Here is a 20,935-nt window from a genome sequence, read left to right on the forward strand (position 1 = left end):
TCGGGGGATCCCAATGACCGAACTCGCCGTCCAGCCGTCCGCGGTCGCGACCCGGTGGTGGCGCGACGCGGTGATCTACCAGGTGTACGTCCGCAGCTTCGCGGACGGCAACGGCGACGGGATCGGCGACCTGCTCGGCGTGCGCAGCCGCCTGCGGTACCTGTCCGACCTCGGCGTGGACGCGATCTGGCTGACGCCGTTCTACCCCTCGCCCATGGCCGACTTCGGATACGACGTTGCCGACTACCGCGACGTCGATCCGCTCTTCGGCTCGCTGGCGGACGCCCAGGCGCTGATCGCGGACGCCCACCGGCTCGGCCTGCGGATCATCGTGGACGTGGTGCCCAACCACACCTCCGACCGCCATCCCTGGTTCGAGGCGGCGCTGCGGGCCGGGCCGGGCAGCCCGGAGCGGGAGCGCTACATCTTCCGCGAGGGCAAGGGCGCGGCGGGCGAGCTGCCGCCCAACGACTGGGAGTCGATCTTCGGCGGGCCCGCCTGGACCCGGGTCGAGGACGGCCAGTGGTACCTGCACCTGTTCGCGCCCGAGCAGCCGGACCTCAACTGGGAGCACCCGGAGGTGCACGAGGAGTTCGCCGGCGTGCTGCGGTTCTGGCTCGACCTCGGCGTGGACGGCTTCCGGATCGACGTGGCGCACGGCATGGTCAAGGCGCCGGGCCTGCCCGACGTGGGCGCCCGGGGCCAGGCCGAGATGATCGGCACGCAGGTCGTGCCGTTCTTCGACCAGGACGGCGTGCACGAGATCCACCGGGCCTGGCGCCGCATCCTCGACTCCTACGAGGGCGAGCGGATCGGGGTGGCCGAGGCGTGGGCGCCCTCGCCCGAGCGGCTGGCCAACTACGTCCGCCCCGACGAGCTGCACCAGGCGTTCAACTTCCACTTCCTCAAGACGCCCTGGGACGCGGCGCGCTTCAGGGAGGTCATCGACGAGTCCGTACGCACGTCGGCGCTGGTGGGCGCGCCCCCGACCTGGGTGCTGTCGAACCACGACGTCAAGCGGCACGTCACCCGCTACGGCGACGGCGAGCGCGGCCTGCGCAGGGCGCGGGCGGCGGCGCTGCTCATGCTGGCGCTGCCCGGCTCGGCCTACATCTACCAGGGCGAGGAGCTGGGGCTGCCCGAGGTCCTCGACCTGCCCGAGCAGTATCTGCAGGATCCGCAGCGGCTGCGCGACCCCGACAGTGGGCGCGACGGCTGCCGGGTGCCGCTCCCGTGGACCACCGCGGGCGAGCCGCCGTACGGCTTCACCCCGCCGGGCAGCTACGAGAGCTGGCTGCCGATGCCGCCGGACTGGCGCGGCCTGTCGGTGGAGGCGCAGCTGCGGGACGGCGCGTCGATGCTCAGCCTCTACCGGACCGCCCTCGCCCTCAGGCGGGAGCACCCGGAACTGGGCGACGGCACGCTGACCTGGCTCGACAGCCCGGCCGGCACGCTCGCGTTCCGGCGCGGCGACGCGTTCGCCTGCGTCCTCAACATGACGCCCGAGTGGGTGGAGATCGGGCCGGGGCACGGTGACCTGCTGCTCGCCAGCGGGGGACCGGAGACCGCCGGCGGCGTCGTCCGGATCGCCCCCGACTCCGCCACCTGGTGGACCGCGAGAGATGTCTAAAGTAAAGCTCATGAACAACACACGGCTCGCCGACATCGCCGCCCAGGCCGGAGTCAGCGAGGCGACGGTGAGCCGTGTGCTCAACGGCAAGGCGGGGGTCTCCCCGGCCACCCGCCAGGCCGTGCTCACCGCCCTCGACCTGATGGGCTACGAGCGCCCCCAGCGGCTGCGCCAGCGCAGCAACGGCCTGATCGGCCTGGTGATCCCGGAGCTCGGCAACCCGATCTTCCCTGCGTTCGCGCAGGCGATGGAGAAGTCGCTGATCCAGCACGGCTACACACCGATCCTGTGCACCCAGGAGCCCGGCGGCGCCCCCGAGGACGAGTTCACCGAGATGCTCCTCGACCGGGGCGTGTCCGGCATCGTCTTCGTCTCCGGCCTGCACGCCGACACCACCGCGCGAATGGACCGATACACCCGGCTCACCGACCGGGGGCTGCCGATCGTGTTCGTGGACGGCTACAACGAGGCCATCCCCGCGCCGTTCATCTCGCCCGACGACCGGCTCGCCGCGCGCCTGGCCGTCCAGCACCTGGTGGACCTCGGGCACGAGCGCATCGGCCTCGCGCTGGGGCAGCGGCGCTTCGTCCCGGTCATCCGCAAGATCGAGGGCTTCCGCCAGGCGATGGCGCAACTGCTCGGCCCGGCCGACGCCGACGACCTCATCCAGCACTCGCTGTTCTCCGTCGAGGGCGGGCAGGCCGCCGCCTCGGCGCTGCTCGACCGTGGCTGCACCGGGATCTTCTGCGCGAGCGACCTCATGGCGCTCGGCGCGATCCGCGCCGCCCGCGAGCGCGGGCTGTCGGTGCCCGGGGACGTGTCGGTCGTCGGGTTCGACGACTCGCCGCTGATGGCGTTCACCGACCCGCCGCTCACGACCGTCCGCAAGCCGATCGGCGCGATGGCGGCCGCCGCCGTCGAGACCCTGCTGGAGGAGATCGGCGGCACTCCCGCCAAGCACGTCGAGCTGGTCTACCAGCCCGAGCTCGTGGTGCGTGGCTCCACCAGCTCAGGCCCGCTGGTCAACCGCTGACCCCACCACCCCCACCACTCCCACCCCGTGATCTTGCAGTTTGTCGCACGGAGGGCCGCTCACCTGCGCGTCCACCCTCCGTGATCATGCACCAACCCCGTGGAGCCCGGCGTGACCTCGAACGACGCCCTTCCTGATCATGCACTCGACGTTCTCGTCGTCGGCGGCGCCGGCGTCGACACCACCGTCTACGTGCCGGAGCTGCCCCTGCCGTACGCCGACACCTACGCCGTGCCGCCCGTGGTGGACCGCATCGGCAACACCGGCGCGGGGGTCGCCCTCGGCTGCCACGCTCTCGGCCTGCGGGTGAAGTTCGTCGACCTGATCGGCGACGACCCGCAGGGCGCGCTGATCAGGGACCACCTCGCCGCCCGGGGTGTGGACTTCTCCCACGCGGTGTCGGAGGCGGGCACTCGCCGCAGCGTCCTGCTGGTGGACGCCGGCGGCAGGCGGCTGTCGCTCTTCGACCCCCGGGCCGTCCCCGGCCAGCGGATGCCGCGCGATCTCTACCTGCCCGCCCTCCGGTCGGCCCGGCACGTCCACGTCTCGATCATGGACTTCGCCCGGCACGTGTACGCCGACATCCCGGACGGCACGACGGTCTCGACCGACCTGCACGACTGGGACGGGGAGAACCCGCACCACGAGGACTTCGCCTACTCCTCCGACCTGGTCTTCCTGTCCGCGGTGAAGCTCGGCGGGCGGCGGGAGGAGGTCATGCGGTCGATCGCGGAGCGGGGCCGGGCGTCGGCCGTCGTGTGCACGGCCGGGGCCGAGGGCTGCCACGTGCTGGCCGAAGGCAAGGTCCGCAGCTTCCCGGCCGAGCCGCTGCCCGTGCCGAATCATGGGCCTGTGGCCGACAGCAACGGCGCGGGCGACGCGTTCGTGTCCGGTTTCCTGTACGGCCGCCTGGCCGGCCGGCCCCTGGAGGAGTGCGTACGGCTGGGCGCCGTGGCCGGGGCGCACGCGTGCACCAGCGAGGGCACCCACGAGGACCCGATCGGCCTGGACACCCTGTTGAGCACGGTGTCGTGAGATCGGGGCCGGTGCTGTGAGACGACGCCGGGCCCGCCACCGCCGGTGAGCGGTCGCGGGCCCGGCACCCATGGACGCCTCCGGGTCGCGGACACGAGCATGGCCACCGGCTCCGCCGAGGGAGGAAGGACGGACCGGCGAGCTGAGGGAGCCCCAGGGACGCGGCGCTCAGGGACGCAGCGCGGCGGCCTCGGACGCGAGCTTCTCGATCCTGGCGAAGTCGCCCGCCGCGACCAGGCTGCGCGGCGTGAGCCAGCTTCCGCCGACGCAGCCGACGTTCGGCAGGGCGAGGTAGGCCGGCGCGTTCGACGGGGTGATCCCGCCCGTGGGGCAGAACCGCACGTCGGGCAGCGGGCCGCTCAGCGACTTGAGGTACGCGACGCCGCCGGCCGGCTCGGCCGGGAAGAACTTGAGCTCGCGCACACCGCGCTCGGCCAGCGTCATCGCCTCGGTGGCCGTGGCGACGCCCGGCAGGAACGGCACGCCCGCGGCGAGCATGGCCGCGAGCAGGCCGGGCGTGGTGCCGGGGGAGACGAGGAAGCGGGCGCCGGCCCCGGCCGCGGCCTCCACGTCCCCGGGCGAGCGCACGGTGCCCGCGCCGACGACGGCCTCCGGCACCTCGGCGGCGATCCGCCGGATCGCGTCGAGGGCGGCCGGGGTGCGCAGCGTGACCTCGATGACCGGCAGCCCGCCCGCGACCAGGGCCCGGGCGAGGGGGACGGCGCTCTCGGCGTCGTCGAGGACGACCACGGGAACGACCGGCGCGAGGTCGAGAAGGTTGCTCATACCAGCTCCACATCGGGGTTTTGTTGGGCGAGCCAGGCGGCCGCACCCGTCAGCGCGGGCTGCTCGGCGGTGATCAGGACGGTGGCGATCGCGGCGGCGTACTCCGTCAGCGCCGGCGCGGTCGTCTCGAACCGGGCCCGGAACGCGCTGCCGGGGATCCGCGAGACCAGGCGGGGCAGCACGCCGCCGCCCAGGTAGACCCCGCCCCGCGCGCCGAAGGTGAGCGCCACGCCGCCCGCGAAGCCGCCGAGCATGGCGAGGAAGACCTCCACGGTCTCCGCGCACAGCGGGTCGTCGGAAGAGGTGATCTTCGCGGCCGTGCGGGCCTCGGGCGTGACGCCGCGCACGAGCGCGAGCCCGCGGTGCAGACGGGGCAGCCCGGTGCCCGACAACAGGTGCTCGGCGTCCACGTACGGCAGGCCGTCCGCGCGCAGCGCCCGGACGATCTCCATCTCCAGGTCCGTGACGGCGGGAACCGCCACGTGCCCGCCCTCGCCGGGCACCGGCTGCCAGCCCTCCCGTACGGGCACGAGACCGGCCACTCCGAGCCCGGTGCCGGGTCCGAGCACGACCTTCGTCAGGCCGGCGGTCGGCGGCGGGCCGCCGAGGGGCACGAGGTCGTCCCCGGCCAGGTGCGGGAGCGAGATCGCCAGCGCCTCGAAGTCGTTGAGGAGCACCGTACGCGGGATGCCGAGATCCTTCACGGACCCGGACCATCCCGCGTTCGTCAGCCGGTATCGGTCGTCGTCGACCGGACCGGCGATCGCCAGGCACGCGGCCCCCGGCCGAACTCCGCCCGCATGGTCTGCGAGATAGGCGGCTACGGCATCGGCAAGGCCGAGATGCTGGGAAACGTCGAGTACGGCTACCGCCTCCGGCTGCCCTCCGGGCCGGGCCACCAAACCGAACCTGGCGTTGGTTCCGCCGATGTCCGCGACCAGCCAGGGAAGGCTCACGCGGCACCTCCGAAGACGCTCGCCCCGCGCTCGGCCGGGCCGACCGTGCGGCGGAATGAGGCGAACAGCTCGCGACCGGTGCCGGCCCACTGCTCGTCGGTCAGCGGGGCGCCCCCCGGCGTACGGCCGGTGAGGTCGGCGAGCACGGTGAGGGTCCCCGCGGCCGAGTCGAGGCGGATCACGTCGCCGTCGCGCAGCAGCGCGATCGGCCCGCCGTCGGCGGCCTCGGGGGACAGGTGGATCGCCGCGGGGACCTTCCCCGAGGCGCCGGACATGCGGCCGTCGGTGACGATGGCCACCTTCTGGCCGCGGTCGAGCAGGACGGCCAGCGGCGGCGTGAGCTTGTGCAGCTCCGGCATGCCGTTGGCCCGGGGGCCCTGGTAGCGGACGACCGCGACGAAGTCCTGCCCGTCGAGCTCGCCCCGCTCGAACGCGGCGAGCAGGTCGAGCTGGTCGTCGAACACCTTGGCGGGGGCCTCGATCACCAGGTGCTCGGGCTTGACGGCGGAGACCTTGCTCACCGCCCGGCCCAGATCGCCCGACAGCATGTGGATGCCCCCGTCGGGGGAGAACGGCTCGGCGACCGGCCGCAGGACCTCGGTGTCGGTGCTGGGCTCCGTCCGCTCCTCCCACGCCAGCACGCCCTCCTTGAGCGCCGCGCCCTCCTTCAGCACGGGGGCAGAGCGGTAGAGGCCGAGGCCGCGCCCGGCGACCGTCAGGACGTCCGCGTGGAGCAGCCCGGCGTCCAGCAGGTCGCCGATGAACACCGCCATGCCGCCCGCGGCCTGGAAGTGGTTCACGTCCGCCTGGCCGTTGGGGTACATGCGGGTGATCAGCGGCACGACCTTGGACAGAGCCGCCATGTCGTCCCAGGTCAGCTCGATGCCGGCGGCCGCCGCCATGGCGACGAGGTGCATCGTGTGGTTGGTGGAGCCGCCGGAGGCGAGCAGCGCGACGACCGCGTTGACGATCGCCTTCTCGTCCACGACCTCGGCGACGGGCGTGTACTCCGCGCCGTGCGGGGTGATCTCGACCGCCCGCCGCGCCGCCGCGGCGGTCAGCGCGTGCCGCAGCTCGGTGTGCGGGTTGACGAACGTCGCGCCCGGCAGATGGAGGCCCATGACCTCCATGAGGAGCTGGTTGGAGTTGGCGGTGCCGTAGAACGTGCAGGTGCCGGGGGAGTGGTACGACGCCGCCTCGGCGTCGAGCATCTCCGCGCGGCCGATCTTGCCTTCGGCGAAGGCCTGCCGCGCCCTGGCCTTGACCTTGTTGGGCAGGCCCGAGGTCATGGGCCCGGCGGGGACGAATATCGCCGGCAGGTGACCGAAGCGTAAGGCGCCGATGAGCAGCCCCGGGACGATCTTGTCGCAGACCCCGAGCAGCAGGGAGGCGTCGAACATGTCGTGCGACAGCGCGATCGCGGTCGCCATGGCGATCACGTCGCGGCTGTAGAGCGACAGCTCCATGCCGGCCCGGCCCTGGGTGACGCCGTCGCACATCGCGGGCACGCCGCCCGCCACCTGCGCCACGCCGCCCGCCTCGCGGACCGCCCGCTTCAGCTCCGGCGGGTAGGTCTCGTACGGCTGGTGCGCCGACAGCATGTCGTTGTACGACGTCACGATGGCCACCCCCGGCTTCGCCGTACCGCGCAGGCCGAGCTTGTCCTCGGCGGGCGCGGCGGCGAAGCCGTGGGCCAGGTTGGCGCAGCCGAGCCGCCCCCGGGCCGGCCCCCGCTCACGCAGTTCGGCCCCGGCGCGGCGCACCCGCTCCAGGTAGGCCCCGCGGCTCTCGCGGCTTCGCGCGACCACGCGCTCGGTGACCTCGCTGATAACGGGGTGCGTCACGGAAGGTCCTCCTCCTGCCGGGGCCGCCGCGAGGCGGGGTCCAACTCGCCCCGGGGCCTTCGTCCCGGGACGTGTGCCCGTCGGCGCGTCCGGCCCCCGATTCGTTGATCGGGCACCAGTTGATCGGGCACCAGGGGTCGATCGGGCACGGAAGGGACAGTATCGGGAAGTTATGCGACTTTTCAAGCCCACTTTTGTAACTTGGAATGAATAAGTCATTGAACTTAGGTGAGCTTCTGTGCTTCACTTACGCTCGATGTCACGTTTAGCCACCCCCGGCGAGGTCCTCCAGCTCATCCGGAGCGGGGAGGCGGTGACGCGTGCCGACATCGGCCGTGTGACGGGCCTGTCCCGCCCGGCCGTCGCGCACCGCGTCGCCGACCTGCTCCAGCGCGGGCTGATCGTGGAGGACGCCGAGGGGCCGTCCACCGGGGGCCGCCCACCCGTACGGCTGCGCTTCGCCACCTCCGGGGGAGTCGTCCCGGTGGCCTCGCTCGGCGCCCGCCGTACCCAGATCGCGCTGTGCGATCTCGCGGGCGAGGTGCTGCAGCGCACCGACCTGGACATCGACGTCGAAGAGGGGCCGGGCGTCGTCCTGCCCCTGCTCATGGACACCTGGGAGAAGCTGCTCGACGGGCGGGACGACGTCGTCGGCATCGGCCTCGGCGTGCCGGCGACCGTGGAGTTCGCCGCCGGACGGGTCGAGAGCGCCCGCGTGATGGCGAGCTGGACCGGCGTGGTGATCCCGCCGATCATCGCCGAGCGGTTCCGCGTGCCGGTGCTCGTGGACAACGACGTGAACGTCATCGCGATGGGCGAGCACCGGGTCGTCTACGCCTCGGAACTCGACGACCTGCTGTTCGTTAAGGTCTCCACCCGGATCGGCGCGGGGGTCATCTCCGGCGGCGGGATCCTGCGCGGCGCGCTCGGCGCGGCCGGGGAGATCGGGCACATCCCCGTGCGGGACGGCGGCGGAGTGCTGTGCCGCTGCGGCAACCTCGACTGCGTCGACTCGGTCGCCAGCGGCACCGCGATCCTGCGCGAGCTGCGGGCCAAGGGCCGCGACGTGATGTCGCTGGCCGACGTGACCGCCCTGGTCCGGGCCGGCGACGCGGAGACCATGGCCGTGGTGCGGCAGGCCGGCCGCTGGCTGGGCGAGGTCATCTCCGGCGCGGTCAACCTGCTCAACCCCGCCGTCGTGGTCCTCGGCGGCGACGTCGCCGAGATGTTCCAGCCGCTGGTGTCGGGCGTGCGCGAGGTCGTCTACCGGCGCTCGACGCAGCTCGCCACCCGCAGCCTGCGCATCGAGCGCAGCCGCCTCGGGCCCGGCGCGGGCATCACCGGCTGCGCCCTCATGGTCCTCGACCACGTCCTGTCGGCCCAGGCCGTCGACGCCGCCGCCCGCTAGAAGTCCCACGGGCGGCCGGGCATGCCGCGAATGCCCGGCGAATGCCGGGTGAACGCCCTGGTCCGCGACGTAGGCGGCCAGGAGAGTGGATCCCACGACCGGTGCGTGACCGTCGATCCGCGGCAGGGGCGCCGCTGTTTCGTCCGCGCTCCGATGCCGCCGTGAAGGCCGCACCATGCGGTTCCCCCGGAACGGCCCGGCAGAAGGGAAAGACTCGCATGTTCAGACGGCTCCGAGCGGCCACGACGGTGGCTGCCGCCGTGGCGGCGACCGCGTCGGCGGTCCTCGTCGCGTCGCCCGCCCAGGCGTCCCCCAGTGACTGTCTCTCCTACCTCGCCGGTGCGGGTTACCCGGAGACGACGGCGAAGCGGATGGCGTGCGAGCGGGCCGCCAGCGGCGAGATCGGCGGCTACGTGTTCTGCTACGACGTGCTCAGGGAGACCGGCGTCAGCGCCGCGCATGCCGCCGAGGCCTGCGACCGGGCCGACGGAGTGTGGGCGGCCTCAGCCGGCGCCGGCTCCGCGGACCGCTGACCGCCGCGACGACCGGTGTCGCCGGTCACGCCCAACGGACGCTATCGAAAGGAACGCATCATGACCGTGCGCTTCACGAAGACGGCCATAGGACTGGGCGCGGCACTCGCGCTGATGGCGGGCGGAATCGCGAGCGTGGCCCCGGTGTGGGCGGAACCTTCCACGGCCGGCCTCGCGCCCGCCGTGAGCTGCTCGACCTCGCTTCCCCCGTCGGGCTCCTTCCTGGAAGCCACCTACTCCCAGCCCAACGCGTGCGGGAAGTGCGTGGCCGCGGGCAGCGCGTACGAGGTGACCGGGAACTACCGCGCCTACTGCCGGAACATCCGTGACGGCGGCAGCACCGTCGCGGTCCAGCTCTGGCTCTTCTGCGTGGTCTGCAGGGGCGACGAGCCGCTCCCGAGCCGTGCCGTGGCCGCCTGAGACCACGACCCGCGGCGCCCTTCCCGATCGTTCCCCGGAAGGGCGCCGCGCTTCGCCGCTTCGGCGCCGGCCGGCGATCAGCACGGGGTGTCCCGGCGTGCCCCGCACCGGCACGCGGGTTCGACCCTCACGGCTGCGGCGTCCGCGAGCACGATCAGCAGCCTGTGGCCGGTCAGGACCGTCCGGTAGAGCCGGCCCCAGCCCCCGGGATTCGAGGTCTCCATATGAGGCAGGCGGAGCGTGCGCAACAGATGACGGAGAACCTCGTCGGGCTCCGGCCTGCCCGACAGATCGACGAGAAGGCACGCCTCCGGCAACCGCCGCACGAGCCGGTGATCGGACTCCCTGGCCACGGTGCTGTCGCCGGGCACGCTCACGCGCTCCGTCAGGCCGGTGCCGCTCTGCGCCCGCCCCGGGGGACCGGCCGCGTGCGCAGGCGCCCCCCGGCGCGGGATGCCGGGGCAGGCCTGTGCCGCGCCGCGCCGAGCCGGCATGCGGCGGGCCGCCGCGGCGAGCGCGGCCCGCTCCCACGCGTCCAGGCCCAGCGCCTCGGCCAGCCGCTGCAACGACGCGCTACGGGGGCGCCCCACGGCGTCGCCTTCGAGCCTGCCGATGGTGCGGACGTTGACGCCCGCCAGGTCGGCGAGCTGCTCCTGGGTCAGCAGCGCCCGCTCCCGCCAGGCCCGGATGAGCGTCCCCAGGCTTCGATGCTCCTTCTCATGCGTGCCGCGTGTCGTCCGTGTCATGGCGCGACTCTCCCGGCGGCTCCGGCACGTGCCAAGGACGGCTTCAAAGACAGGTCCGGAATCTTGGGCCTTCCGTCCGTCATCCCACGAGCAGGCCGACGTGCCGCAGGCGTCCGGGATCGCCGATCATCTCGATCGCGGTGATCTTGTCGTGGCCGAAGGTGAAACCGAGCGCCCCGATGAGGCGGCCCTGCGGGACGATCGCGAGACCCACGCTCCCGTCCACCAGCGCGGGCCGTACGAACCGGGCGGCCCGTGAGAAGACGAGCGCGCGGGCGCCCACGGCTCGCGCACCCCGCACCAGCCCCGCGTCGCCGTCTCTGAGGACGACGTCGGGATCGAGCACGGCGAGGAGCCCGTCGAAGTCACCGTGCCGCAGCGCGGCGAGGAAGGCCTGGACGACCTGCCGCTGACGGACGAGGTCCACCTGCCGGGGCGGGGTCGCGCCCACGACCCGTCTGCGCGCGCGGCTGGTGAGCTGACGGGTGGCGGCCGGGGACCTTCCGAGGATGGCGGCGATCTCGTCGAAGGGCACGGCGAAGACGTCGTGCAGGACGAAGGCGAGCCGCTCGGCGGGGGCGAGACTGTCGAGCACGACCATCAGCGCGAGACCGATCGAGTCGGCCAGCAGGGCCTCGGCTTCGGGATCTCCGGCGTCGTGCCCCGCGGCGGAGGGCCTGGCGCTGGAGGGCCCGGCGGTGAAGGGCCCGGCGGTGAAGGGCTCGGTGGTGGTGCCGGCGAAGGGCTCCTCACGGCGGTTGCGGCGCGCGCGCAGCATGTTCAGGCACTCCCGGGAGACGACGGTGGTCAGCCACCCGGCGAGGTTGGCCACCTCGGCGGTGTCGGCGCGGCTGAGACGCAGCCACGCGTTCTGCACCGCGTCGTCCGCCTCCGCGTGCGAGCCCAGCATCCGATAGGCGACCGCCCGCAGACGGGGCCGCTGCTCCTCGAAGCGCACGGCCAGCCTGGCCTCGTCCATCTGTCACATCCTTCCGCCGCCGGGGTTCATGGCGATGAACCCGGACCCCGCTCGGATGTGACAAGGAGCATCTCATGGCATCGATTTCGGGCAGCGCCAGGCGCCGCGCACATGTGCGGGCGGCCGGCTACTGGACGGCCACCGCGGCGGTGGCGGCCGAACTGGCGGTCGGCGGCGTCTGGGACATCGCGCGGATTCCGTACGTCCGCGACCTGGTGACGCACCTGGGCTATCCGTCCTACTTCCTGGTGCTGCTGGGAACCTGGAAGGTGCTGGGGGCGATCGCCCTGCTCGTCCCGCGTCGCGCGCTGGTCAAGGAGTGGGCGTATGCGGGCGCCTTCTACACCTACACCGGGGCCGTGGTCTCCCACCTGACCACCGGGTATGCCGTGGGCGAAGTGGGGGTGCTCGCCGTCCTGACCGCACTCACCGTGCTGTCCTGGGCGCTGCGGCCCCCCGGGCGGATGCCGGCTTCGGGGAGCCGGGTTCGGGGAGCAGGGTTCAGCGAACAGGGGCGACGATCGGCCGGGCCGGGCCCCACCCTCGGTAGGACGTCGTGAAGGACGACGAGAGCAGTCCCAGCTGCGGCACGGACGCCTTCCAGGTGAACACGAACCTGACCGGCAGGTCCTCCTGGCCCAGAGTCACGACGTACGAGATGCGGGACCTGTCGAGACCGCGGGCCGGGCTCATCCAGCTCGCGAGGAACTGGCGCAGTTCGTAACCGGCGTCGGCGACCTGGACCCCGCCCGAGTACGTCCTGCCGTCCTTCCCGGAGCGGTAGACCCTCGGGGTGGCGCCGACAAGGGTCAGGATCGTGGGAATCGAGCCGACGAGGATGAAGAGCGCGGCGCCCGCCGCCGCGCTGTCGCGCCCGTCGGCGGCCTGTCCCTGCGGGTCGAGATCCAGCGGCAGCTTCTCGCCGTGCGGGAGGTGGACGTCGTCGGCGATGACGACGACGCGTTTCCGATCGCTGCCGGGATAGCTGACGCGCATTTCGTAGGAATCGCTGTCGTACCGGCCTGCCGGGTCATGGGTGAACCGGCCGTCGGCCCGCAGGTAGGTGTCACTCTGGGTGAACGCCCCCGAGCAGGTGAAGCTCGCGGAGGGAGTGGCCGTGGCGGCGGCGTCGATCGCCGCGCCCAGCTCCGCCGGCGTCCGGGGAGCCGCGACCGGGGACGGCTCGGCCGTGCGGGCCGGGCCTGCCGACGGCGAAGCGGTCCCGCCGGGCGTGGAGGCCGCCGAGGCGGAGTTGCTCGCGGTGGACCCGCCCGAAGGCCCGGCGAGGGAGGGGGAGCCGGATGCGGCAATCGGCACGGGCGATGCCCCCGGCCCCGACGCCGACAGCGGAACGCCGCCGGTCGCGGTCCGACCGGGTAGGCGGGCGACCGCGATCCAGGTCCCTGCGAGGGCCGCGACCACGGCGCCCGTGCCGGCGAGCAGAGCCCGGCGTGGAAGCCGGTGCTGCCCGCCGCTCGTCGTCTCCGCCGCGAGGAGACGAGGGGCCTGCCCGGCCGCCGCCTGCCGGCCCATCTGGAGCGCTGCGACGTCCTCTCCGGAGGACGGCACGTCGTCCAGGAGGCTCAGGAGGACCTCACGGGCGGTCGGCCGTCGCGCCGGGTCCTTGTCCAGGCAGCGCGCCACCAGGTCGCGCAGCCCGCCCGCCAGGTCACCGAGGACGGGTTCGCCCTGCATGATCCGGTAGGCGACCGCCGCGGGAGTGTCCCTGCCGAACGGCGGCGCCCCCGTGGCCGCGTACGTGATGGTGGAGGCCCAGGCGAACACGTCCGCCGGAGGCCCGATCCGGTCACCGCGGAAGTGCTCGGGCCCCATATACGACGGCGTGCCGGCCGCGTAACCGGTGGTGGCCGAGGCGTCGATCAGCCGGGCGATGCCGAAGTCGATGACGCGCGGCCCGTCGGGACCGACAAGCACGTTGCTCGGCTTGAAGTCGCGGTGCACCACCCCCGCCCCGTGGACGGCCGCCAAGGCGGTGATGGTGCCGATGGCCAGCCGGTGCAGCGCGGCGCCCTTCATCGGGCCACCGTTCTCGATCACCTGCTGGAGCGACAGGCCGTCGACGAACTCGCTCACGATGTAGGGCATGGCGGCGTCCAGTCTGGCGTCGACGATGCGCGCCGTGCAGAACTCGGCCACCTGGCGCACCGCGGCCAGCTCCCTGGCCAAGGACACGGGAACGCCGATGGACGGCCGCGCCCGTACGACCTTGACCGCCACCTTCTCCCCGGCCGGGGTCTCGCCGAGATACACCACTCCCTGGCCGCCTTCACCCAGGCGGCTTATGAGGCGGTAGTCACCCAGCTGTTCCGGGTCTCCGGCACGTAACGGACTCCCGGCCATGCAGCCCCTCATCCATCGTGATCACGGTCCAGCCTAGCGAAGGCATCGGCTCCGTCCAGGTGTCGCGCCGGGTGTTCGATCGGTTCGGCCACCGCCGGGGCCGGGCGACCGGGAACGAACATGCCGGGCGGTGGCACTAGGCTCTGTGGCGATCTCCCATGTCCCCCAGGAGTTTTTCGTGCGTGAACGTGTCCGCCGCCTGATCGAGTCGCGGCGGTTCCAGCAGGTGATCACCGTGGTGATCCTCGTCAACGCGGCGACGCTGGGCGTCGAGACCTCCGCCGAGGCGACCGCCCGCTACGGCACGGAACTACACGTCGCCGACCACATCGCCCTGTACATTTTCGTGGCGGAGATCCTGGCCAAGATGTACGTCTACCGGTGGCGGTTCCTCCGCGACACCTGGAACGCCTTCGACCTGCTGATCATCGGCTTCTCGTTCCTCCCCACGGCGGGAGGACTGTCGGTGCTGCGGGCTCTGCGCGTCCTGCGGGCGCTGCGGCTGATCTCGGTGGTGCCGTCGCTGCGGCGGGTGGTCTCCGCGCTGCTCACCGCCATCCCCGGGATGAGCTCGATCGTCGTCCTGCTCGGCCTCGTCCTGTACGTCGGCGCCGTCATGGGCACCAAGCTGTACGGCACCGCCGCGCCCGAGTATTTCGGCGACCTGCCAACGTCGCTGTACACGCTGTTCCAGGTCATGACGGGGGACGGCTGGTCGGAGATCAACCGCCAGCTGATGGAGAGCCACCCCTCGTCGTGGATCTACTTCGTCGTCTTCGTGCTGGTCTGCACCTTCGTCGTGCTCAACCTCTTCATCGCGGTCGTGGTGAGCGCCATGGAGGAGGAGGCCAGGGACGACAACCCGACGCTCGCCGAGCTGTCGGCCCTGCGTGAGGAGATCAGGAGCCTGCGCGAGAGCCTGGGCGAACGGGTGCCCTCCTGACGTACGGGCCCGGGCCCCTTCGCTCATGATCGTCGCTTGCTAGACTCCACGCATGGGGCTTCCGACGGACGCCGAGATCCGCGCTCTGCACGCGAAACACGCGCCCACGGAGGAAGCGTTCGACCTCGTCCACACGCACTGCGAGATCGTCTGCGCGATCGCCCTGCGCCTGGCCGACCACGCCGGGCTCGACGTCGACGCCGACGTGGTGCGGGCCGGAAGCCTCCTGCACGACATCGGCGTCTACCTGCTCTACGACGCGGACGGACGGCTCGACCATGCCGGTTACGTGCGCCACGGGATCCTCGGCCACGAACTGCTCCGCGGGGAGGGCCTGCCCGAGAGCCTGTGCCGGTTCTGCTCCCACCACACGGGTGTGGGGATCAGCAGGGAGGACGTGCTGCGCCAGGGCCTGCCGCTGCCTCCCCGCGACTATCTCGCGGAGTCGGCCGAGGAGCGGCTCGTCATGTTCGCCGACAAGTTCCACAGCAAGAGCGACCCGCCGAGGTTCGTCACCGCCGAGGCCTACGCGGCCCATGTCCGCCGGTACGGCGACGACAAGGCCGAGGTGTTCGCGTCGATGTGCGCCGTCTTCGGGGTCCCCGACCTGCGGCCGCTCGCGGCCGCGTACGGGCACGAGATCGTGTGACGGCGACCGCGTGAGCCGCGAGGGCTACGGGGTCAGGACGATCCTGCCGAACACCTCGCCGGCGTCCATCTTCCGGTGCGCCAGCACGGCCTGCTCCAGCGGCAGCACCTCGTGCACCACCGTGTGCAGTTCGCCGCGACTCGCCGCGGCGAACTGCTCGATCCGCACGGCACGCCGGTCGCGTCCGGCCACGGTGTCGGCGCTGAAGGTGGCGAAGGACATCGACTTCCGGAACGCCGACATCATCGCCGTGCCGAAGTCCGCCGGAGGCCGGCCCCCGACCACGCCGACGACCACCATCCGGCCGTTCGGGTTGAGCCTGGCGAAGAAGGAGGGCAGGTCCGGACCGGCGACGACGTCGATGACGACGTCGTAGCCCGCGGGAGCGTCCTCGCCTCCCTCGCCGGCGCGGTCCAGCACGTGGGTCGCGCCGAGCGCGCGCAGGCGCTCGCCGCGCTCCGCCGACGAGGTGGTGACCGCCACCGCACCGGCACCGCCGCGAGCCGCGAGCTGGACCGTCATGATCCCGATGCTGCCCGCCGCGCCGCGCACCAGCACCGACTCGCCGGGCGCGAAGCGGGCATGGGCAAGGCCGAAGTGGGCCACCACGCCGGAACTGCCGAGCGTCACCGCGTCGGCGGCGGACAGGTCCGCGGGGAGGGGAAGGACCTCCTCGACCGGGGCGATCGCCCGTTCGGCGTAGCCGCCGCCCACGCCGGTGAACGCCCACACCCGCCGGCCGATCCACGACGCGTCGACGCCGTCGCCGACGGCGGTCACGGTGCCCGCCACCTCGCCGCCGGGGATGTGACCCTCCTCGAAGCCGTAAGCGGCAAGAGTGCCGCTGCGGATCACGGCGTCCACGCCGCCGACGCCGATGGCCTCGACGGCGATCAGCACCTGCCCGGCGCCCGGGGCCGGGGCGGGGAGGTCGATGACCGCCAAGCCTTCGGGACGTCCGAACTTCCGGATCGCGACTGCCTTCACTGTCGTCTCCTGCGCTGGAATCGATCGGGGCGGCGCGCCGCGCGGGCGGGCCGCACCCGGAGAAGCAGGGAGCTTCCACGCCTCGGACGGTAACGGCCACCACCGTCCGGCCGGCCGAAGTGAGAACGGCGGGCGACCGCTTGCCTCGGATCCCGCGTTCCGGCGCTCCGCACGGTTGTGAGGGGCCGAAGCCGCCGGCCTACGCCCTCGTCACCAGCCGGTCGATCTGGACCTCCAGCGCAGGCGCGCCGAGGCGGTTGTCGACCTCGTCGTACGGCACGGCGGGCGGCTCGTCGACGCGGATGGCGCGCAGATATTCGGCGAACCTCTCCAGCTTCTGCCCGTCCCTCGCGAGGCCCCGGCGGACGAGCCGCTCACGCAGCGTCGGGCCGTCGGAGCGGATCCAGACCAGGCGCACGCCGGGCCCGCCCAGCGCCTCCACCCACGCGTGCCAGAGCGCCGCGTCGTGCACCTGGGAGGTGAAGGGCCCGCCGAGCAGCACCGGGCAGCCGTGGGAGCGGATCTCCCTGGCCGTCGCCGTCATGCCGGCGTACTCGTGCCGCTTGACGTGCTCGTCGTACCACGGCCCCTCACGCTCGCCCGCGGGCCTGCCGTACGCCGCGAGCGTGGCCTCGACGAAGCCGCCGTACATCGTGTCCTTGTCGAGCAGGGCGGGCACCGGGTCGAGGCTGGCCAGCAGCAGCTCGCAGACGGTCGACTTGCCCGCGCCCGGCGGACCGGACACCACCCAGACGGGAGCGGTCATCGCGGCGGGCCGTAGGGCTCGATGGGTGGATCGGAGTAGGGCCCGCCGTCCGCCGCCCCGGCGTCCGAGTCGCCGACGCGCCGCCCGGCCTCCTCCGTCACCCGCAGGACGTACAGGTTCCTGCCGGGATCGACCGGCACCAGACCATAGCCGGTGTCGACCTCGTCCTCGGTGAGGCCGAGCCGCCGCATCGCGCCCTCCAGCGTCGCGGGCGCGGCGAGCCGCACGGTGACGAGCACCTTGGCCACCGGCCCCGCCTCCCTCTGCTGGACGTTCTCGTCACCGGACGGCGTGGCCTCTTCAGGCCGCCTTCGCGGCGCTGTGCTTTCAGGCCGCCTTCGCGGCGCGGCGGCGCAGCGCGGCGATGATGCCGGCGGCGTCCACCACGCCGTACCCATAATCGTGGTCATACCCTACGGCACTGCGATCATCGGCCGTCCTGCGGAGCAGCGTCCGGAGCTGGGAGGGCGGCAGCACCGTCGAGGGCCAGCGGGACCGGACGGCGGCGACCAGCCCGGCCGCGACGGGACAGGCCGCCGAGGTGCCCGAGTCGGGCTCGCCGTCGCCGAGCGCGCCGGAACCGGCGAAGTGCGTGTAGGCGCAGACGTCCGGCTTGCGCGCGGCCAGCCGCCCGGGGCCCTGCGAGGAGTAGCCCACCCGCGTCCCCGCCGTGTCGATGCCGCCGATCGACAGCGCGCTGGGATGGGAGTTGGCCCCGACGATGGGCCGGTCGGGGTAGGCGCACCTGCCGTCGCGGCACTGCGTCCCGCAGTTGCCCGCGGCGAACAGGATGTCCGCCCCCGCCTCGGCCAGGCTGCCGACGATCAGGTTGAACGGATGGGCCGGGTTGTCGGAGTAGTTGCCCGGGTGCCCGGGCGGGAAGTCCCAGCGCGGGGAGAACGACCCCCAGCTGTTGGTCACCACGAGCGCCCGCGACTCGGCGGGCTGGGCGTCGAGGACATCGCGCAGGTGGGCGTACGCGGCGATGGCGTCGGACAACAGGCCGTCGAGCGTCGAGCCGCCCTGCCGCCGCGACAGCAGCACGGGCACGTCCAGCAGCGACGCCTTGGGCGCGGCGATGAGCGCGTCGAAGGCGCACATCGTGCCGTGGTCGACCGGGAAGTCCCCCGGGGTTCCGGAGACGCCCTCGGGGTTCCAGCTCCGCTCGTGATCCACTGTCACGTCGTGCCCGCGGGTGGCCTTGACGTACGCCGCGTTGATGCCGGTGTCGACGACCGCGAGGCGGACGCCGGAGCCGTCCAGCCCCTCGGCCGTCAGGTCGGGCACGCGCAGCAGCCGTTCGACGTCGTGCCAGTCGCCCACGGCGGGGTCGCCCCCGCAGGTGAGCGTGGTCTCGATCGCCGGGTCGGCGTACACCGCGACCACGTCGCGGCGGGCCGCGGACAGGAGGGCGACCCTGCTGGTGACCTCGTCGTCGGCGATCTCCCCGCGGACCACGACCGAGGCGTCCTGGGGCGCCATGGAGAAGACCAGCGGCTGGTTGAGCGACAGCGGGTCGCCGCCGGGGGACGCGGGCATCGGACGGGGTACGGCCACGGGGGCGTACGAGTGGTCGAGGACCACCCCGGGCAGGCCGTCGGCCACGTCCGACGTCATCGAGGGGACCGACGGGTCGGCGACGGCGGCGACCAGGTCGGGGGACGGACGCAACTGGATGAGTACGCGCACGACGAGTCCACTCCGTTGTTAGGCGGACAGTGACTGGGTGGATACGTTACGTGACCACATTGCTGCATCGGGAAGGCTGCGTCCACGCCTTCGCGCAAAAACGGCCCGGTGTCGCCCGGCCGGAAGCCCTCGCCCGGCAGCCTGCCGTCCGGAAGTCCCCGCTCAGCGGCGCTCGGTCAGAAGCCGCACAGGTCCGAGAGGCTCTTGGCCGCCTTGTCGTTCGGGGTGGGCGTCGTGCGGGGGCTCGCCCCGGCGACGACCGGCGTACGGGAGGCGGACGGACTCGGCGACGCGGACGGGGAGTGGGAGCCGGAGGGGGCGGCGGACGCCGCCGATCCGGCGGACGTCATCGGCGATGCGGTGGCTGCGACGGCGCCCCGGTCGGACATCGACTCGCGGATCGCGTCCTTGGTCAGTCGCCTGATCTTGGCCCAGTCCGGGTTGCCCGTGTAGATGAGCGGCGGCACGAACTGGAGACTGGTGATCTTGGCGCTGCGCACCTTCATGCCGAGCGGGACGAGGTGCTCCAGCAGGTCGCGGGGGATGTCGGTGCGGAACAGGTGCCGGGCCGCGGAGGCGATCTTGTTGAAGTTGGCGAGCACCGTGGCCGGGGTGACCTGCTGGGCGAGCGCGCCGATGACGCAGCGCTGGCGGGCCATGCGGGAGAAGTCGTCGCTGTCCACCCGCGAGCGGCCGTACCAGAGCACCTCCTCGCCGTTCAGCGTCCGGTAGCCGGCCTTGATGGTCCCGGCGGTGCCGAAGTGGCCGCCCCACTTGACGTCCTTCTCGACCCGGATCTTCAGCCCGCCGACCGCGTCGATCAGGGCCGCGAAGCCGTACATGTCGACCATCGCGTAATAGTCGATGTGCAGACCCAGGGTGTAGCCGATCGCGTCCTTCAGCGCCTGCGCGCCCCTGTTCTTGCCGCCCATGACCTGGGGATTGTTGTCGGCGTAGTACCAGACGGAGTTGAGCAGGCCCTGCCCCTCGGCGTCGAACCCGTTGGGGAACACCTTGCGCAGGGGGCTGGTCGTGGGGAAGCGGACGTACTGGAGGTTGCGCGGCAGGCTGAACAGGACGGTGTTGCCGGTGGCGATGTTCACGCTGGCCACGGTCATCGAGTCGGTGCGCACCCCGACCCGGTTGCCCGCCGCGTCGCCGCCGATCAGCAGGAAGTTCACACGCGTACGGCCGTTCCACGGGTCCTCGGCGCGTACGGGGACGGGGGTCGAGCCCTCCACCGGGGCCATGACGTCGTCGAGTAACTGGCTGGCCGTCCTGATCGTGTTCGCGGTGAAGGCGAACGGGGCCATCACGGCCACGCACAGGACGCCCGCGACGACGCCCGACACCACCTGCCCCATCTGTGTCAGGCGCTGCGGGCGCAGGGCGACGAAAGACAGGAGGACGAGCGCGAACCAGGCGAGCGCGCACACGGCGGCCCCGGCCATGACGGCGGTCATCGTGCTGCCGCGCAGCGCGACCCCCGCGTTGTCCTTCAGACGCAGGACCAGGACCACCAGGGCGACCAGCACGACGCCGAACGTCGCGAGCAGGGCGATCCCGGTGCGGCGGTTGCCCGCCCGCAGGTGGGCCGCCCCGGGCAGGACGGCCGACAGTGCCGTCCAGCCGATCAGGGAGGCGGTGGTCAGCGGAGTGCCGAAACGCGGCTGCCCACCGCGCGGGGCCGCGGCGGGCGGCGGGCCCATGGTCGCCTGGCCGTCCCCGCTCCCACCACGCCACCCCGCCTCTCCACCGGGCTGAGTCGCGTTTCCATCGAGCTGACCTGGGTTGCCGCCGGGCTGGCCTGCGTTTCCACCGGGCTGAGCTGCGTTCTCACCGGGCTGGCCTGCGTTCTCACCGGGCCGAGCTGCGTTCCCGCCGGGCCGAGCTGCGTTCCCGCCGGGCTGAGCTGCGTTTCCACCGGGCTGACCTGGGTCTCCCGGCCGGCTCGCGCCATCGCTACGCCGGCCTGGGCGTCCGCCGGGCTGAGTCGTGTTTCCATCGGGCTGACCTGCGTTCCCACCGGGCTGACCTGGCCGCTGACCTTCCCGGGGCCTACCGGTCTCGTCAGCGGGACCCCCGCCTCGCATGGTTCACCGCTCTCTCCTCCGAAGCTGTGGGGGGATTCTAGCCCCCATATCGGGACAAGGTAGACGCAAACTGAGGC

20 protein-coding genes are annotated in these 20,935 nt (G+C 72.8%); 9 read left to right on the top strand and 11 right to left on the bottom strand.

Translation table 11 applies throughout. From position 1 onward, the window contains the following. Positions 1-13: 13 nt before the first annotated feature. The 3 genes from BXA11_RS19710 (at position 14) to BXA11_RS19720 (ending at position 3,698) form a co-directional block, all read left to right on the top strand. The gene (locus BXA11_RS19710; protein WP_076436585.1) at positions 14-1,630 is read left to right on the top strand and encodes a glycoside hydrolase family 13 protein; all 1,617 of its coding nucleotides are present in this window, start codon (positions 14-16) and stop codon (positions 1,628-1,630) included. A gap of 10 nt (positions 1,631-1,640) precedes the next feature. Continuing rightward, positions 1,641-2,663: a LacI family DNA-binding transcriptional regulator gene (locus BXA11_RS19715; protein ID WP_030506986.1), complete on the top strand. Its 1,023-nt coding sequence runs from the start codon at positions 1,641-1,643 to the stop codon at positions 2,661-2,663. Between the two features lie 111 nt (positions 2,664-2,774). Then, positions 2,775-3,698 (top strand): carbohydrate kinase family protein, encoded by a 924-nt coding sequence (locus tag BXA11_RS19720; RefSeq protein ID WP_076436715.1) that lies wholly within the window; start codon positions 2,775-2,777, stop codon positions 3,696-3,698. Between the two features lie 168 nt (positions 3,699-3,866). On the opposite strand, the gene eda is transcribed toward BXA11_RS19720, so the two are convergent. The 3 genes from eda to edd are packed head-to-tail and all read right to left on the bottom strand — an operon-like array spanning position 3,867 to position 7,284. After that, positions 3,867-4,484 (bottom strand): bifunctional 4-hydroxy-2-oxoglutarate aldolase/2-dehydro-3-deoxy-phosphogluconate aldolase, encoded by a 618-nt coding sequence (gene eda, locus BXA11_RS19725; RefSeq protein ID WP_030506984.1) that lies wholly within the window; start codon positions 4,482-4,484, stop codon positions 3,867-3,869. Continuing rightward, positions 4,481-5,440, bottom strand: coding sequence for a glucokinase (locus BXA11_RS19730; protein ID WP_076436587.1), 960 nt, complete (start codon positions 5,438-5,440; stop codon positions 4,481-4,483). Before BXA11_RS19730 ends, eda begins: the two co-directional genes overlap by 4 nt. After that, complete coding sequence (edd, locus tag BXA11_RS19735) at positions 5,437-7,284, bottom strand: phosphogluconate dehydratase (RefSeq protein WP_076436590.1); 1,848 nt, start codon at positions 7,282-7,284, stop codon at positions 5,437-5,439. Before edd ends, BXA11_RS19730 begins: the two co-directional genes overlap by 4 nt. Before the next feature lie 256 nt (positions 7,285-7,540). On the opposite strand from edd, the gene BXA11_RS19740 reads away from it, so the two are divergent. From BXA11_RS19740 to BXA11_RS19750, 3 genes are all read left to right on the top strand, one after another. Continuing rightward, positions 7,541-8,692, top strand: a complete 1,152-nt coding sequence (locus BXA11_RS19740; protein WP_030506981.1) for an ROK family transcriptional regulator — start codon at positions 7,541-7,543, stop codon at positions 8,690-8,692. A 218-nt stretch (positions 8,693-8,910) separates the two neighbouring features. Next, positions 8,911-9,225, top strand: coding sequence for a hypothetical protein (locus BXA11_RS19745; RefSeq protein WP_076436593.1), 315 nt, complete (start codon positions 8,911-8,913; stop codon positions 9,223-9,225). A 60-nt stretch (positions 9,226-9,285) separates the two neighbouring features. Next, positions 9,286-9,645, top strand: a complete 360-nt coding sequence (locus BXA11_RS19750; RefSeq protein WP_076436596.1) for a hypothetical protein — start codon at positions 9,286-9,288, stop codon at positions 9,643-9,645. A gap of 77 nt (positions 9,646-9,722) precedes the next feature. On the opposite strand, the gene BXA11_RS19755 is transcribed toward BXA11_RS19750, so the two are convergent. Then, positions 9,723-10,391 (bottom strand): helix-turn-helix domain-containing protein, encoded by a 669-nt coding sequence (locus BXA11_RS19755; RefSeq protein WP_076436598.1) that lies wholly within the window; start codon positions 10,389-10,391, stop codon positions 9,723-9,725. Between the two features lie 79 nt (positions 10,392-10,470). Beyond that, positions 10,471-11,370 carry a sigma-70 family RNA polymerase sigma factor gene (locus BXA11_RS19760; RefSeq protein ID WP_076436601.1) on the bottom strand — a complete coding sequence of 300 codons (900 nt, stop codon included), beginning with the start codon at positions 11,368-11,370 and terminating at the stop codon, positions 10,471-10,473. A 74-nt stretch (positions 11,371-11,444) separates the two neighbouring features. Here BXA11_RS19760 and BXA11_RS19765 point away from each other — a divergent pair, with 74 nt between their 5' ends. Continuing rightward, on the top strand, positions 11,445-11,930 hold the full coding sequence (locus BXA11_RS19765; RefSeq protein ID WP_083744404.1) for a DoxX family protein: 486 nt from the start codon (positions 11,445-11,447) through the stop codon (positions 11,928-11,930). On the opposite strand, the gene BXA11_RS19770 is transcribed toward BXA11_RS19765, so the two are convergent. Then, positions 11,872-13,743 (bottom strand): serine/threonine-protein kinase, encoded by a 1,872-nt coding sequence (locus tag BXA11_RS19770; RefSeq protein ID WP_083744405.1) that lies wholly within the window; start codon positions 13,741-13,743, stop codon positions 11,872-11,874. The genes BXA11_RS19765 and BXA11_RS19770 overlap by 59 nt on opposite strands. Before the next feature lie 166 nt (positions 13,744-13,909). Between BXA11_RS19770 and BXA11_RS19775 the strand changes: the two genes are divergently transcribed. Together BXA11_RS19775 and BXA11_RS19780 are read left to right on the top strand one after the other, a co-directional pair. Next, a complete protein-coding gene (locus BXA11_RS19775) occupies positions 13,910-14,674 on the top strand; it encodes an ion transporter (protein WP_076436605.1) in 765 nt (254 codons plus the stop codon). A 52-nt stretch (positions 14,675-14,726) separates the two neighbouring features. Then, complete coding sequence (locus tag BXA11_RS19780; protein ID WP_076436607.1) at positions 14,727-15,323, top strand: HD domain-containing protein; 597 nt, start codon at positions 14,727-14,729, stop codon at positions 15,321-15,323. A 24-nt stretch (positions 15,324-15,347) separates the two neighbouring features. Here the strand turns inward: BXA11_RS19780 and BXA11_RS19785 are convergent, their stop codons facing one another. From BXA11_RS19785 to BXA11_RS19805, 5 genes are all read right to left on the bottom strand, one after another. Next, on the bottom strand, positions 15,348-16,310 hold the full coding sequence (locus BXA11_RS19785; RefSeq protein ID WP_076436609.1) for a zinc-dependent alcohol dehydrogenase family protein: 963 nt from the start codon (positions 16,308-16,310) through the stop codon (positions 15,348-15,350). 199 nt (positions 16,311-16,509) lie between these two features. Then, complete coding sequence (locus tag BXA11_RS19790; RefSeq protein ID WP_076436612.1) at positions 16,510-17,076, bottom strand: P-loop nucleotide/nucleoside kinase family protein; 567 nt, start codon at positions 17,074-17,076, stop codon at positions 16,510-16,512. Then, positions 17,073-17,324 carry a hypothetical protein gene (locus BXA11_RS19795; RefSeq protein ID WP_231513803.1) on the bottom strand — a complete coding sequence of 84 codons (252 nt, stop codon included), beginning with the start codon at positions 17,322-17,324 and terminating at the stop codon, positions 17,073-17,075. The genes BXA11_RS19790 and BXA11_RS19795 overlap by 4 nt, the downstream gene beginning before the upstream one ends. 79 nt (positions 17,325-17,403) lie before the next feature. Continuing rightward, positions 17,404-18,765 (bottom strand): S8 family peptidase, encoded by a 1,362-nt coding sequence (locus BXA11_RS19800; RefSeq protein ID WP_076436614.1) that lies wholly within the window; start codon positions 18,763-18,765, stop codon positions 17,404-17,406. A 176-nt stretch (positions 18,766-18,941) separates the two neighbouring features. Beyond that, entirely contained in the window at positions 18,942-20,474 is a 1,533-nt protein-coding gene (locus tag BXA11_RS19805) for an LCP family protein (RefSeq protein WP_076436616.1), read from the bottom strand. Between the last annotated feature and the right edge of the window lie 461 nt (positions 20,475-20,935).

It is taken from the genome of Microbispora rosea, assembly GCF_900156315.1.
Lineage (GTDB): Bacteria > Actinomycetota > Actinomycetes > Streptosporangiales > Streptosporangiaceae > Microbispora > Microbispora rosea.